Below are 16,372 nucleotides of genomic sequence, written 5' to 3' on the forward strand. Positions count from 1 at the left end.
ATATTCTGTACACAACCCAAATTATCGGTATCCGGTGTTGACCGAAAAATAACGTCGTTGGTCGAAATCCGCTCGTCGGGGTGCACTGACGGCGAACATTCAAAGTCTAAAACATTTATCTTGCCTCAAAAACAGAACAATGAGATCCACCAATGATACAGCATTCAATGCCCTGTTCTGGCTGCTGTATTTTTTGTACCAGTGGCTCGGACTGGCGTCGCTATACGGGGATTATGATGGCTATTTTATCAATGCCTGCATGGCGCTGCCCGTGTCACTGATTTTCTCGGTGGTGGCTGTCCATGTTTTCTTTCGACATTATTATCAAAAAGATCGGAAAGCCGCATTCTATCTCGGGGCAATTTTGGTTTCTCTTGCGTTGCTGCTGGCCAGGCGTTATGTCAATTACTATTTTATATACCCACGTTATTTTCCGCAGGCGCTGAATATGCCATTCATTTCCTGGGCGAAATTGCTGGTTGAATTTGTAAACCTGTACGCAATAACCGGTTTGTATGCCCTATACTATTTCATTCGATACTGGTATGAGGAAAGGCAGCGGGTGCAGGAATTATTGCAGCAGAATACACGCGCGGAACTGGATTTGCTGAAAGCCCAGGTTCAACCGCATTTCGTTTTTAATACATTGAATAATATATACGCTACGGCATTTAAAAGCAGTCCGGAAACGGCTGTTTTAATTGCACATTTATCCGGATTTCTGGATTACAATTTATATCATACGTCCAGGGATAAAGTGGCATTGACCGCCGAGATTGATTATATCAGACATTACATTGAACTTCAAAAAAACCGGTATGGCAAAAAAGTAGATTTGTCTGTCAATATTTTTGATGAGATAAATGATCTGCAAATAGCGCCGCTGCTGTTATTGCCGTTGGTCGAAAATTGTTTTAAGCATGGCGTAGGTGATTCTGTTGAAAAAAGTTGGGTCAGGATTGATGCGTCGCGGGAAGTGGAAAAGTTTTCAATTATGATTGAGAATAGCCGGGATGAAATTTCAGAACAAATAATACCAAATGTTGGTGGCATCGGTTTATTAAACGTCAGAAAAAGATTACAATTGATCTACCCCCGTCAGCATGAACTTAAAATTATTGAAGGGCCTAATTCTTACCTTGTCATATTAAAAATCCAAATCGAAAAGAATGATCAGGTGTTTAATCGTCGATGACGAAGAACCGGCAAGAGAACTGATTAAGTTGCACTTGTCAGATCTGGATGGTTTTGAAGTTGCTGCTTCTTTAAGTAATGCGCTGGATGCATTCACTTTCCTGCAAAAAAATTCAGTCGACATCGTTTTTCTGGACATCCGGATGCCCAGGATTTCAGGTTTGGAATTAGTAAGATCATTAAAATACACGCCAAGAATAATCCTGACGACCGCATACCGCGAATATGCCGCGGAAGCGTTCGAAATAGACGTTTTCGACTATCTGGTCAAGCCGATTACCCACGAAAGATTTATGAAGGCGATCGCCAAATATATGCATTACCAAAGCGGCCAGGCTGCAACAATGGATACGCAGAAAAATGACGATCACGCTTACATGTTTTTCAAAGTCGGCAGGGACCAGGTCAAAGTTTTCCTGAAAGATATTCTTTACATAGAAGGGCTGGCCGATTACATTAAAGTGCATACAAAAGACAAATCCTATATCGCTTCCGAAAAGCTTGGTTATATGGAAGAGAAATTGCCATTAAATTCTTTTGTAAGAATTCACAAATCATTCATTATCGCGCTGGATAAAATTTCCAGCTATAATGCTGATCAGGTAATTTTGAATAACAACAAAGCACTTCCTTTGGGACGACTTTTCAAGGCTGGATTTTTAACAATAGTTCAGATAAAAAAACAGAGTTAATCTACCACATTCATAGTGATGAACCGGTGTTGCGCTTTTACTTCTTCTATGTTAAAATCTTTGATTTCAGCGTCCTTTTTGTTGCGGATATATATCTTATATTTTCCCCTCTCCAAATTCGAAACGTCATAAGTGATTCCCGCTTTCTCACACTTTTTGTCTATGAAATTCTTTTGAATGACGACGCCTTCCTCATTCTTCATGATAACAACCATTCTTTCCAACCGGGCATTAGTAATATTGATCCTGAGTCTGCCGTCTTTTAAAGGGTAAATTACCGACTCGAAGGATTTGGCGCTTTTATTGTCAACGTCATCACTGGTTTTGGCATGTGCAGCCGATTGCAAGAAGAAATAACAGGCAAATACTTTTAAAATGGTTTTCATGGCTTTTTTTTGTTTTCATGGCTAATAGATAATGCTTAATTTTTCTTGTCGCGGTAACAATTTGCAAAACGCAATTCCGGATTACGCTTATTGGTAATACAAACTTATATGCAAATTGGATGATAAAAATCGTCCAATTTCTAGAAATTAGATGCTCCATTCATAAGGTGGAGCAATGCCTGCCTTCATCCATTTTCGCTTGCATTTGTTATACAAAACTAGCGAGCCTGCAACCCCAAAAATTGTACAAATCGGACTTTTCAGAGAAATGCAGGCATTGGCGAATCAAAAACTGTTCTTCAAATAAAATGCTCGCTTTAATAGTAAAGCGAGCATTTTATTTGAAGAACAGTATGGATTACAGCCAGCTTACTTCGGTATTTCATTCATGTTGTACCAGGCTTCCGTGCTCCATAAGTTGCTGCCGTTTTGGCTAGTGATGTTTTTTCTGTTCAAATGAATGTATACCATGTGCTTGGGCTTCATGCCCGTCAGCTGCAAGGAAACTTTCTTGCGGTCGGCTGAAACTTTTACCGCTTTTACTGCCAGGTTTTCTTCATCCAACTTAGGCCCGCCGTAATCTCCAGTGGGTTTAAACCACCATTGACGGATCTCATAATCGGCTGCGGTTTCCCCTACGCCTTCTTTCATTGGCTCAGTAAATTCAATTTCCAGACCGTCCGATTTTGCCCTTACAGCCAACATTTCAAATGCCATTTTGTTATTGAATGTCAGCTTTTGCAGTCCATAACCGAATTTTCCGGCGTGTCCCCAGTTACCCGTAGAACCCACACCGCCCAGGTAAAGCGAGCCGTCTGGCGACCAGGCCAGACGGTTGACGCCCGCTTCCAATCCTTGCGTAAACCGGAACACTGCGCCCTGGTAAGCACCATTCACTTTTTCGGCAAACACGCGCTTGATCCCGCCGTGCGTCACATCGCCGTGAATCATTTGATTTTGGTAAGGACCTACATTCAACCTTGCCGGCTGGCTTGGCGAATTGCCAATTTCATCCTGCGTAAGCCACACAACGGGCGGCTTTTCCTTCCTGTCCGCTGTTCCTTCAAAATCAACAGAACGTGAACCATACCAGGCGCCTTCCTGCAAGTGAATGATTTTGTTCGCAGGCAGCCAGTCGCCCTGGTTGTCGGCGATAAATATTTCATTATCAACGCCAAGCCCAATGCCATTCGGCGTGCGCAAACCGGATGCTACGAATGTAAACGAGCCGTCTTTCTTGGAGATTTTCACCACTTTGCCACGATCCGGGATTTGTGGTTTGGTGCTGGCGCCGCCGGGATTAATGGCCGTGGCGAGCGTTCCGTAGAAGTAACCGTCTTTGTAAACCAGCCCGAAAGCAAATTCATGGAAATTGGCTGAGACTTTCCAGCCATTGCAAATGGTCTGATACTCGTCAATGAGCTCGTCGTTGTTCAGGTCCACCAGCTTGGTGAGTTCTTGTTTTTGCATGATGTAAATTTCATCATCCACCACTTTCAGACCCAGCGGCTCGGCTAAGCCATAGGCAATGCGCTTTACCTTGATGTCATTCGGCGTCGCGGCTTTGCGGCCGTCCACAATGTAAACGGAACCCAGTGAATCCCAGGTGCTGACAACCATTCTGCCATCCGCCAGAAAATCCATTCCGCCCACTCTTGGCTGGAAATTGTCCGGTCGCGCCTGCGCCAATGTGAAGCTTGGATGCACGGCAACCAATGGCGATCTGTCGCCGGGAATGTTTTCTTTTTTAACATCAACGGGCGTTTGTCCGGTCCTTTTAATGTCTGCGCCTTTGTAGGTAAAAACGCTTGGGGGAACCACCACGAATTCCTTGCTGCCATAAGGCTGCCATTGCAAAGAAAGTCCTTTGCCAAAAGCGCCCTGATAATACTCCACCTTGAATGGATGTTTGCCCGGTTTCAGAATAATTTCCCCGTCCGTAGGCTGCAAAGCGTGATTAACACCATTGTCAATCACCAATTTATCATCAATAAAAAGCTTCCCGCCGTCGTCACAGACTAGTCGGAAAACAATGTTGGTAGTCTTCTTAATGTTGATATAACCGCTGGCGTAAATGGCGAAATTGTCTTTCAAATCACCAAAGTCCTGGTCGTCCAAATGCAATGCATTAATAGATCCGGATTTCACAGGTAACATTTCATCGTTGATTTCAGGAACACCGCCTATGCCGCTGGCAAACTGGTAAATGTTCACAGCAATGCCGGGCCTCGCCAGGCCGGGCCTCGCCAGGCCGGGCCGCGCCAGGCCGGGCTTCTCCGACGCCGTCGCAACTTTTGTGGGAACAATGGATTTGAGAATAATAGGGTAGGCCGGCTTTGGCATTAATTTGCTTGCCGCCTGCGCTCGTTCCTTGTCCGCATCCAGTTCCAAAATGTAGGAAACCATCGTTTCCGCATCTACCTTTTTCAAATCCGGGTGCGGCGACATGGCAATTTGTCCCCAGTTGCCTGCACCGCCCTTGATCACTTTGGTTACCAGCGCGTTCTTGTTTTTGTCATTGTTTTCGTAACGCTCAGCAATGGCCTTGTAAGCAGGGCCCACGGTTTTCACTTCCTGGTTATGGCAAGTGTTGCAATCACTTTTGGCAAAAAGTCCTGTCACCATATCGGCTTTGCTTTCTTGTAACGCGGTCTGTGGCTGCGCCGGTTTCTTGGTCAGGTTTACGGAAAAATTGGTTTTACCATTATTATTGAGGATCAACTTTCCATTCATCGCGATGAAGGATTGGTTTCCAGCCATTTCCTTGCTTTTAACGCCCAGGAATTTCCCATTTGTCTTGTAGTCGGTATCAACTGAAAGCGAATTCAAATGCAAATTCAGCGACAACAAAATGTCAGCAGGGGCATTCGAAACTGTAAAGACCCGCTCAAAACCAGCTTTGCCATTCCCGGCATCAAAAAATTCAGGCTTCTCTTCAACTGAAATCTTTTTACCCTGATAATCCAGCTCGTATTTCAATGTAACCTGATTGTCCAGGATCGTGTGGCCTTTGTAGCTGATCTCCGGCGTAACTTCCTTGCTATCGGCTGTAATGCGCCACGGATTTTGGTCCGGTTCTTCCATGTAAGTCGTTCCTTCCGAAACAGGCTGCGGGCCGTGCGAAGATGTGTAAACCGGCCCGCTGAAATTGATCTTGCCTGCCCAGGCTTTGTATAATGAAGCCGTTTTGGTGTTGTAGGCGAGCCAGAGATTGTCGTGCAATGCAATGCTGAGAATCCTTGGCCTGGCATCGAGCACCGAGCGTAAAACCCACGCTTCACGCGGTCGCTTAACGTCTGAAAAGCCAGGGCTGGTGCCTGGCTTTAAGTAAAAAGTGCTGGTCAGGCCGCGATAGGCCGGGCCGCGATAGGCCGGGCCGCGATAGGCCGGGCCGCGATAGGCCGGGCCGCGATAGGCTGAGCCAAGTACCGCAACGATTATTGCGGCACTCAGCACAGCCAGACGTGGCCCGGCCAGGCGTGGCCCGACCATACGTGGCCCGACCATAAACTTGCGAAATTTCATTTAAATATGTTTTAGTAACCTGGATTTTGCTTCAACTGCGGTGAAGAGTTCAATACATTCTGACCGATCGGGAAGATGTCCGTGTGGTTGTCGCCATCAGGCTTTTTATCCCACCAGGTTCCCGTGCTGAACACGCCCCAACGGATCAGGTCCGTTCTTCTTCTGCCTTCTGCGAGGAATTCACGCATCCATTCGTCCAGCATTTCCTGGTCGGTCAGCTGACTGCCGTCCGCCTTGTACAAACTCGGTGAGCCGGCTGGATAGTTGCGTTTGCGGACCGCATTCAGCAATGTGGCAGCCGCCGCTTTGTTGCCCGCCCTGTATTTGCATTCTGCCAATGCATAATAAATTTCGGCAAAACGAACCTCCGCATATGCCGACGAGATTTTGTTCGCATCGTCGCTTGGGTAATACGGATATTTCACCGGATAAAGACCCGAGTTGTTGTCTGCATTGTTCATGTTCGAAACCTTGTCGGCGATTTTTGTTCCCGGTTTTGCATCCAGAAATTTACCAACCTGATCACGCAGGAACAGGGGATAAGGGCCTTTGAAACCTCTTACTGTGTCCGCTTTTCCAGCCGGGTTCGTATAAGGCAGATAGCCGTACAGGAACATTCCATCGCGCTTGCTGTTGCCCAGGTTTTTGTATTTTTTCAAACGCAGATCATCCTTATATTTCTGGAACTTGATAAACGGCTTGCCCAATGCAAAGCTGTATTCGACACTATCCACATCGCGTCCCGGTTGCATGGCATATTTGGGGTTGGCATTGCCGAAATCGGTGAAGCCAAAATAGCTTGGCGCGAGGTTTGGAAGCATCCAGAAATACATGCCACCGTCATACTGCCAGTGCGTTTGCGCAAAGCTGCCGGGAAAACCGAAAATGGTTTCTTTCGATGTTGGATTGGTGTAGTCAAATGGTGCATCCCACCGGCTTTCAAGCGCATAAGCTCCATATTTCCCGTCGATAATGTCCTGGGCGAATGTTGCGCAATCTGCAAAACGATCCGTGCCGGTGTACACTTTTGCATTCAGGTAAAGCCTTACCAGCAGTGCAGCCGCGCCGCCTTGCGTCCAGCGTCCCGTTACATTATCACCCAATGTCGTGTTGGTCGAAAGTTTTGGAAGCGCGTCTTTCAATTCCTGCTCGATGAAAGCAAATGCCTCCTGCGGAGTAGCCTGCACACCACCTTCCGTTTGCCCTTTTACTTTGGTAACTATGACAATGTTTCTGTAAAAATCCAGCAAACGAATGTTCAGCCAGGCGCGAAGCACTTTCAATTCCGCGATCATCCCATCGAGCTCCTCGCGCGTCATATCGAATTTGGTAGGGTCCGTAATGCCTTCCAAATCTTCCAATGAGTTGGTAGCCAGCGTCACGCCTCCGTAAAGTGCGTTCCAGGCATCGCTTGTGTAGCCGTCCTGCGGCGTCCAGGTGTGGTAATGCACGCGCTGGAACTGGCCGCCGTCAAACCAGTCGCCCTGGCGGTTTGGCGTCATCATTTCATCGGAGCTGTTTTCTTGCAGCATGAACGTGCTGCCGCCCTGAATGCTCCAGTAGCTGTGTTCGAATGCCCGCAAAAAGTCCCTCGTCACGTCGTCCCGCGTTTGCAGGAAGTTTTCGGAGGTGATCCGGTCGTATAATTCTTCGTCCAGGTTGGTGCAGCCCGCCGTCACCGAGAGCAGTGCACAGGCAGCAAACCGGAGCATGTATTTTGAAATAGGATTGCTTTTCATTTTTGGCAATTTGGTATTTTCAGAAATTAGAAAGTAAGCTGTAAACCAAGCAGAAGCTGCGTGGTGGAAGGATAATAATCCAGCGTGCCATTGTTGTCACCATTGATGCGCACACCCGGATACAATCCGTTCACCTGGATCAGGTCAGGATCGCCGCCCGTGAATTTGGTGAATGTTGCCAGGTTTCTCGTGGTCGCATAGATCCGCGCCGACTGCATAAACTTGGATTTCAGCGGCTGCGTGTAGCTCAGCGTAATGTTGTCGATCTTCAAAAATCCGCCCGGTTCCAGGAAATAATCCGAAAGCGAAGAATACGTTGAGGTGCTCGTCAGCTTGGAATATTTGCTGCCGTCGTAGGCAGAAGTCAGCACATTCGCATTTTCCTGAGCCGCTGGTGTTCCCAGATAGAAGGCATATGTATTGAAAAGTTTATAGCCAAATGCGCCGCGCAGGAACACGCTCAAATCCCAGTTTTTGTATTTGAATGAATTGGTAATCCCGGTTGTAAATTTGGGAAGACCATTTCCTACAAACTGCTTGTCGTCATTGTTGGCTTCATTCGCTGGCACGATCTCACCATTTCTGTTATACACCAGCAATGCGCCATCATCATTCACACCCGCAGATTTAAGTGCATAAAAGCCTCCGATCCGCTGATCTTCCTGCAAGCGCTGAATAGTTCCCGGGCTTCCCGGCGCAGGCATGCCCACGACGTCGATGAATTTCTGACCTTTGTACAGGTCGTTGGAAAACGAAACAAACTTGTTGTCGTTCCAGGCGCCGGTTATGCCGAGGTTATAGCTGAAATCGCCCTTGTTCACAACAGTCGCATTCAATTGCAATTCAACCCCCGTATTCCGCATGGTTCCCACATTGGCAAATGTTTGTCCCTGAATGTTTGGCGGATTAGGCACATTGTAATTGCCCAGCAGATCCTTGTTCGTACGCACGTAATAATTCAAGCTACCATTGATTTTGCTGCTGAAAAGTTCGAAGTCGACACCCGCATTGAAGTTGACCGCTTTTTCCCAACGCAAGTTGTAGTTGGTGTTTTGATTGGGCCCCCAAACCTGATAAGGCGAGCCGTTGAATGGATAGTAACCATATCCTCCATATGTATCCAGGGACTTGTAACTGTCAAAATCCTGGTTTCCCGTTTCACCGTAATCCGCACGCACTTTCAATTCGTTCAGCCAGGGAATGTCTTTCAAAAAGCTTTCCTGCGTCACTCGCCATGCAAGCGAAGCAGCCGGGAAATAGCCCCATTTGTTGTCATAGCCAAATTTGGAAGATCCTTCCCTGCGCAAACTGGCAGACAAATAATATTTTTGGTCAAAATCATAATTCACACGACCGAAGAATGCAATCAGTTTGGAAGTGTTTTTGTAAGAACCTACACCATTAATGCCCTTTTCCAGGTTCCATAATCCCGTTCCAAGCCCATTATAAGTAAGCACATCGGATGGGAATTTTTCATTGGCAGCGTCAAAACCGGAATTGGTAAAATACTGGTAAGAATAACCCGCGAGAAGCTTAATAGAATGTTTATTCAGATCTAGAAAATAGTTTCCCAGCCATTCCAAGCTCTTTTGATCGTTTTCGTCTAGAAACTGCCTAGCCGTATTACGCCCGTTTCCGTTAATCACCGTCGTAATGTTGGATGGCGTAAACCAGTATCTGCGCGCTGATCGGCTCACTTCCCCAAAAGTCACCGTTGTGTTCAGATTGTCCAGAATGTTCCATTTTGCAGATCCGTTGATATCCAGGAATTTAATTTCCGAGTCACGGACAACACTTTTTGCATTTTCAACAGGGTTATTGGCAAAAAATCCGGAGTTGATATAATTGTAACGACCCGCCGAATCCCGCACAGAAACCGTTGGGTTCAATGTCAGTGCATAGTTAAATCCGCTGTAATCAGCATCACTTGTTTTGGCATAACGGGGCGCTACGCTGAATGTAAGCGCAAACTTGTCGTTTGCAGTTGTGTGGTTAATGTTCACACGCCCTCCATATTCTCTCTTAGCAGCACGCAGGTCAATCCCGTTCGCATCCCGGAAATCCACCGAGCTGAAATAATTGGTCTTGCCATTTCCGCCCGAAAACTGCAATGTATGTTTGTGTGAAAACGATGGCTGACGGCTTACTTCTTTCATCCAGTCTGTGTTTCCGCCGAAATCTACACCGCGCTTGTTGGCTAGAAAACTCTCTTTGGAAAGCACTGAAAGTTCATTGGTTTTGTAATCAAAAGTCGTGTAACCATCGTAAAACAAGCGCGATTCGGCTGAGCCTTTCTTGGTCGTGATCACGATTACGCCGTTACTGCCGCGCGTTCCGTAAATCGCCGAAGCCGCACCGCCTTTCAGCACGTCGATGGATTCGATCTCGTTTTGGTTAATGTTATCAATGTTACCGCCGGGAATTCCGTTGATGACGTACAAAGGTCCCAAACCCGCACTGCGTGACGATGCACCGCGCAACTGAATGTTAGGTGAAGAGTTAGGATCCGCAGCCGAAGTGTTGGTAACCGAAAGTCCCGCAACCTTGCCCTGAATGGCCATCAGCGGGTTATTGCTGCCCACACGAAGCAGGTCCGACGAAGACAAGTGCGTAATGGCGCTGGACACTTCCCTTTTGTTAAGCGAACCATAACCGATCACAACCACTTCATTCAGCGTTTTCTGGTCTTCCGCCAGCGTAACTTCCACATTCGATTTGTTGGTTACATCCACATCCTGAGCCAGATAGCCCACACTTGAAACAGTGATCATTTTGGCTCCGGCCGAAAGTTGTAATGTAAATTTCCCTTCGGTGTCCGTGGTGGTTCCGTTGGAAGTTCCTTTCTCGATCACCGACACACCTGGTAAAGCGCCCTGTTTATCAGAAACTTTACCCGTAATTGCATTGCCGGTCTGAGCCTGAGCTGCACCGGACAAGACACAAAGCATGCCCAACAGCATCGCCACGGCAGTCTTCGCAGACCAGCGCGTGAACGCCTGCTTTTTAGCAACTTGTGCCAGTTTGTACAAATTATTTTTCATTAAAATTGTTGTTTAAGTAGGTTTGTGACTCGCCGACTTGTTACTATCTGATTAATTAATTGGACTTATTTAAACTTCCGCGAAGTTCCTTCTTTGTTAATTAATGAAATGATCTGTGAGTCTCAATTTTAGATCAAACTGTCTCAACTATGATTTTTGTTATTTATCAGTGATTTTGCAGGGATATATTTATAAAATGTTTAATCAATATGTAGTCAGCACATTGCCTGGCTTTGGTCGGATGCCTGTGTGAAAAATTACCTTTTTACGTTCTGCTGCCTGTTTTTTTTTCTGACCAGTTATGGCCAGGAGGTTCCGTATTATTTCAAAAATTATAATGTTTCCGACGGCTTGTCGGGTAACACAACCGGTGACATTATCCAGGATAAAAAAGGCTTCATCTGGATCGCCAGCCGCAACGGGCTTAACCGTTTTGACGGCGGTGCGTTTAAGATTTTCAGGAGCAGACAGGGTGATCCCACAAGCCTGGGCAGCAACTCGGTTTTCTCACTGCACGAGGATGATCAGCAGAAGTTGTGGATCGGCACGCATAAGGGCATCTACATTTATGATCCTGTTTCAGATCAATTCAAACCCTTCAAGCTGATCCGTTCCGGCGAAGTTCGCGTTATCCGGGGGGATAAGGCAGGGGGCATCTGGATCATATCTGACAATCAGCTGTACAGGTATGATTCAAAAAACGGTACGGTCAAATTGCTTCCCAATGCTGATAATACGGTTTCTATCCACATTTCAGCCGGCGGGAAAGTGTGGGTTGCCAGCAGCAACGGCCTTATCCGTTGCCACGATCCTGCGACAGGCAAAATGGCTGAGTACAACCTGGCTGGCCGCGTTAATGAGGTTTTTTCCAATATGCGGATGCAATCGGTTTCGGATTCTACGCTCCTGATCGGGAACATGAAGCGGATCAAGCTGTTTAACTTTCGATCCGGCAAAATCACAGATATTTCCGAACAAACGGGCCAGAAGGAATACATTTATATTCATACATTTTTCCCAAATGGCCAGGATGAATACTGGCTTGGTTCCGAATCCGGCTTGTTTATTCTTGACCTGAAAAAGAAGAAAATCGATCAGATCGTTAAAGAAAAATACAATGCGTATTCGATCACTGATAACATTATCAATGCGATTTTCAAGGATAGGGAAGGGGGGATCTGGATCAGCACGCAGTTTGGCGGGGTCAATTACTATTCATCAGAATTCAATCATTTTCAAAAATATTTCCAGCAGCCGGGCAACAGCATCAGCGGAAATCTGGTCCATGAAATTACCAAAGACCAGTACGGAAAGCTCTGGATAGGCACCGAAGACGCCGGACTCAACCAGCTCGACACACAAACCGGGAAATTCAGGTCATTTCTGCCCGATGGTAAAAAAGGCAGCATTACTTACCACAACCTGCACGGCCTTGTAGCAGACGGCGACAAGCTCTGGATCGGCACGTACGAACACGGGGTGGACGTAATGGATTTGAAAACAAACAAGATCGTGCGGCATTACAGCACCAGTTTACCGAATTCGTTTGGCAGTAATTTCGTCGTCACTCTGTACAAAACCCGCGGATCGGACATTCTGGTCGGGACGTGGTCCGGCTTGTTCAAGTACAACCGGGACACGGATGATTTTACGCCGATGGAATTTTTCAATTCGCAGGTCCAGAGCATTCATGAGGATAAGGAGGGGACCCTTTGGGTAGCGAGTTACGGAGGTGGCATTTCTTATTTTAACCCAAAAACCAATAAGAAAGGCCGGATACAATACGTGTCGGGCAAAAACAATGGCTTGCCGGATAACTACATTAACAGCCTTTACCAGAGTAGGGATGGCGATTTCTGGTTTTGCACAGAGCATGGTTTGTCCAGATATAATCCTGTTTCGCAAAAATTCAAAAACTACCGCATTGAGGATGGCCTGCCCGATAATCAGGTTTTTCGGGTTTTGGAAGATGAAGTTGGAAACTATTGGATTTCGACGTCGCGGGGCTTGTCTATGCTGGATACTGAAACGGGGAAGTTCACCAATTATAACCAAGCTAACGGGCTGCCCAGCGAACAATTCAATTATAATTCATCGTTTAAGAATGAGGACGGCACATTGTTTTTTGGCACGGTAGCGGGCTTGATCAGCTTTAAACCAAAAACTTTTGTCAAGAATGCCTATATGCCGCCCGTTTACATTACGGGCATCCAGTCCGACAACCAGGAATTAGCCATTGGTAACAAAGATTCACCCCTGGCCGAGTCGCCAATATATGCCAAAGCGATCACGCTGCCTTACGACCGTTCCAATCTGACATTTGATGTAGCTGCGCTCAGCTACGTTATTCCACAGATGAACCGTTATATGTATCAAATGGAAGGGCTTGATCATCAGTGGCTTAATGTGGGTAGCAATAGAAAAATCTATTTTTCAAAACTCCCGCCGGGCAATTATGTGTTGAGGATAAAGGGGTCGAATAATGATCTGCTCTGGAACAGCCGCGAGACGAGGCTCAACATTGAGATCCTGCCTCCGTGGTGGGCGACGATCTGGGCCTATTTGTTTTACGCGGCATTTGCAGCAACCATTGTAATGACCCTTTTGCGCTATTACCATCTGGCCGTAACGGAGAAGAATAAACGCGAGATCGAAACCATTCAGATTGGCCGGGAACGGGAAATTTATAATGCCAAGATTGACTTTTTTACCAATGTCGCCCACGAAATCAGAACGCCGCTGACGCTCATCAAAATGCCGCTGGACAAGCTGCTGGCCAATGAAAGCGCCGGTGCAGAAACATTTGAGAACCTGACCATGATCAATAAAAATACGAACCGCCTCATCGACCTGACCAACCAGCTGCTTGATTTCAGGAAAGCCGAGGCGAATAATTTTAGCCTGAATTTTACAAAAACAGACATTAACGAGTTGCTAAGCGATGTGTTTGCTACTTTCAGACCGGCAGCCGAACAGAAGAATTTAACCTACAACATTGAGCTTCCCCGCATTACGCTGCATGCTTTTGTAGATGTTGAAGCTTGCAAAAAGATCATTAGTAACCTGATTAACAACGCAATTAAATATGCCGATAGTTCAGTCAGATTAAGGCTTTCACCTTTCAGCAGCGACGATCTGCTCTTTCATATTGAATTTACAAATGATGGCGTGATCATTGGCGATGACGAAAAAGAGAAGATCTTTGAGCCTTTTTACCGTGTCGAAGCCAGCCAGAAACAGGAAGGGACCGGCATTGGCCTTCCCCTGGCGCGTTCGCTCGCTGAATTGCATAAAGGAAGTCTCGAACTGAAACACCGGGATGCGCAGACCAACACATTTCTGCTCTCGCTGCCCATTCACCAGGACTATGAAATGGATCTGAAAGGTGCCAGCGAGGAAGCTCCCACTGATTTCGGGCTCACCAGCGAACCCAATGAGGCAGCAGATCCAACCCGACCTGTTATCCTGATCGTGGAAGATAATGTAGAAATCCTCGGCTACCTGAGCCGCGAGCTGAGCGCTTCCTACCACGTAATGCGGGCCCTGGACGGCCAGCAGGCCGTAGAGATTTTGCAGCACGAAAACGTCCACTTAGTAATCAGCGACATTATGATGCCTGTTATGGATGGCATTGAGTTGTGTAAAAGGATTAAAAACGACGTGCAGTTCAGCCACATTCCGATTATTCTATTGACGGCCAAAAGCTCGATCAATGCTAAAATCGAAGGGCTTGAAGTAGGAGCGGACGCTTACATTGAAAAGCCGTTTTCACTGGATCATCTGGCTGCGCAGATCACCAATCTGATCAATAACCGCAACATTATCAAGGAATATTTCGCGCGTTCCCCGCTCACGCACATCCGTGGCATTGCGTTCTCTACGGCGGATAAGCAATTTTTGGAACAGCTTAACACCATAATCAGCAAACGGATCGCAGACAGCAATCTCGACGTGGACCTGCTTTCATCCATGATGAACATGAGCCGTCCCACATTATACCGCAAGATCAAAGGCATTTCGGACATGACGCCGAATGAACTGATCAACTTGTCGCGTCTGAAAAGAGCCGCTGAGTTGCTTGCCGAAAACAAATACAAGATCAACGAAGTGGCCGATATGGTTGGTTATAGTATTCCTACCAATTTTTCCAGGGATTTTCAAAAGCAGTTTGGGGTAAGCCCGTCCGCCTATATCAGCAAACTACAGAGCGAGGTGTAATGCATCCGCGGGCGAACAGCTATTTGACCTATATTTATATATTGAGAAAGCATTCATATTAAAAGTTATTTATGAAAAAATTGAGTATCAGTCTGTTGCTTCTATTACTTGTATGCAGCGCGCATGCGCAGCAGGCCGTGATCCGTGGCGATTTTGCTGACCCTTCTGTCATTCAGGTTGGCAATACATATTATGCCGCCGGAACCAGTTCAAACTGGGCGCCCGGTTTTCCGGTAATGAAATCCAATGACCTCAAAACCTGGAAGCAAACAGGATCCATTTTCCCTGACCTTACGGAATGGGCGGATTATTACTATTGGGCTCCTGAGCTGAATTATGAAAATGGTAAGGTTTATGTCTATTATACTGCACACAAAAAAGGCGGTAACCTTTGCGTAGGAGTAGCCAGTGCCGATACGCCCGAAGGACCGTTTAAAGATCACGGCCCGCTGGTTTGCCAGGAAGCAGGCTCGATCGACGGTTTCCCGATCCGGGATGAAAATAACAAACTGCACCTGATCTGGAAAGAAGACGGTAACAGTGTAGGCAAACCAACGCCCATCTGGATCCAGGAAATCAACGAAGAGAAGACCGCGCTTGTGGGTGAGAAAAAGGAGCTTTTTAGAAACGACACACCCTGGGAGGCGAACCTTGTGGAAGGTGTTTCGGTGATTAAAAACAATGGATATTTCTATGCGATCTACGCCGCGGCTGGTTGCTGCGGACCCGGTTGCACATACGCAACCGGCATTGCACGCGCCAAAAGCTTGACAGGGCCTTGGGAGAAATTCGAGGGTAACCCTATCCTGACCGGACAGGGCGACTGGATGTGCCCGGGCCACGGAACAGCTGTTAAGTATCAGGGGAAAAATTATTTCATGTATCACGCTTACGACAAGTCTTCAAACAAATATACCGGCCGTCAGGCCCTGGTTCGCGGTTTTGAATTCACTCCCGACAACTGGCTTCGTTTTACAGACGAATTCCTGGCACCGGCCGAAAGTCCCAAAACATACACGGCAACCGACGACTTCGATAAAGATAAACTGGATCTGCAATGGTGCTGGTCTGTTTTCAATAAACCGGCATTCGAGTTGAAAAACGGCCGCATCGGGATGCAGATCAAGGATGATCGGGAATTGTTCATCGCCAGAAGAATTGAAGGCCCGAATTATGAAGCGACGGTGGAAACCATTCCTGCAAAAAGCGCTATGACCGGCGTCGCATTAGTCGGTGATGAGAAAAACCTGATCTATGCAGTTGCAAAACAAGATAGCATTGCCGTCACGCTTGTCAAAGACGGCGCCAGAAGCATTCTTGGGAAATTTCCCGTGGTAACGAAGGGTAAAAATCTGTTTATAAAAATGCAGGTAAAGAACAACACAGATATCAGTTTCCATTACAGCATCAATGGCGCCGATTTTACCCCCATAAACATCGCAAAACCTGATATTACATTCCTGCCTCCCTGGGACCGGGCTGTGCGCGCGGGCATTATCACAAAAGGCACTGAGGGCGAAGTAGGTGTTGTGGAGAAATTTGTATTTAAGAACCAGTGACGTGCACTAGGTCATTTT

Annotated in this window: 8 protein-coding genes; 4 read left to right on the plus strand and 4 right to left on the minus strand. The window is 46.8% G+C overall.

The window, feature by feature from the left end; genetic code table 11:
• The first annotated feature begins 139 nt into the window (after window positions 1-139).
• Window positions 140-1,195 carry a sensor histidine kinase gene (locus NFI81_RS03750; RefSeq protein WP_234614088.1) on the plus strand — a complete coding sequence of 352 codons (1,056 nt, stop codon included), beginning with the start codon at window positions 140-142 and terminating at the stop codon, window positions 1,193-1,195.
• Window positions 1,170-1,886 (plus strand): LytR/AlgR family response regulator transcription factor, encoded by a 717-nt coding sequence (locus NFI81_RS03755; protein WP_234614085.1) that lies wholly within the window; start codon window positions 1,170-1,172, stop codon window positions 1,884-1,886. Before NFI81_RS03750 ends, NFI81_RS03755 begins: the two co-directional genes overlap by 26 nt.
• Here NFI81_RS03755 and NFI81_RS03760 read toward each other — a convergent pair.
• The 4 genes from NFI81_RS03760 to NFI81_RS03775 all read right to left on the minus strand — a co-directional run bounded on the left by NFI81_RS03760 (window position 1,883) and on the right by NFI81_RS03775 (window position 10,577).
• Entirely contained in the window at window positions 1,883-2,272 is a 390-nt protein-coding gene (locus NFI81_RS03760; protein ID WP_234614083.1) for a DUF3244 domain-containing protein, read from the minus strand. The genes NFI81_RS03755 and NFI81_RS03760 overlap by 4 nt on opposite strands.
• 369 nt (window positions 2,273-2,641) lie before the next feature.
• Window positions 2,642-5,797, minus strand: a complete 3,156-nt coding sequence (locus NFI81_RS03765; RefSeq protein ID WP_234614080.1) for a PA14 domain-containing protein — start codon at window positions 5,795-5,797, stop codon at window positions 2,642-2,644.
• Between the two features lie 11 nt (window positions 5,798-5,808).
• Window positions 5,809-7,536, minus strand: a complete 1,728-nt coding sequence (locus NFI81_RS03770; protein ID WP_234614078.1) for a RagB/SusD family nutrient uptake outer membrane protein — start codon at window positions 7,534-7,536, stop codon at window positions 5,809-5,811.
• A 26-nt stretch (window positions 7,537-7,562) separates the two neighbouring features.
• On the minus strand, window positions 7,563-10,577 hold the full coding sequence (locus NFI81_RS03775; RefSeq protein WP_234614077.1) for a SusC/RagA family TonB-linked outer membrane protein: 3,015 nt from the start codon (window positions 10,575-10,577) through the stop codon (window positions 7,563-7,565).
• Window positions 10,578-10,826: 249 nt separating this feature from the next.
• Between NFI81_RS03775 and NFI81_RS03780 the strand changes: the two genes are divergently transcribed.
• Both NFI81_RS03780 and NFI81_RS03785 read left to right on the plus strand, forming a co-directional pair.
• On the plus strand, window positions 10,827-14,795 hold the full coding sequence (locus tag NFI81_RS03780; protein ID WP_234614076.1) for a hybrid sensor histidine kinase/response regulator transcription factor: 3,969 nt from the start codon (window positions 10,827-10,829) through the stop codon (window positions 14,793-14,795).
• A gap of 71 nt (window positions 14,796-14,866) precedes the next feature.
• Window positions 14,867-16,354, plus strand: coding sequence for a family 43 glycosylhydrolase (locus NFI81_RS03785; RefSeq protein WP_234614075.1), 1,488 nt, complete (start codon window positions 14,867-14,869; stop codon window positions 16,352-16,354).
• The last annotated feature ends 18 nt before the right edge of the window (window positions 16,355-16,372 follow it).

The sequence above is a fragment of the Dyadobacter fanqingshengii genome (genome assembly GCF_023822005.2).
GTDB classification, from domain to species: Bacteria; Bacteroidota; Bacteroidia; order Cytophagales; family Spirosomataceae; genus Dyadobacter; species Dyadobacter fanqingshengii.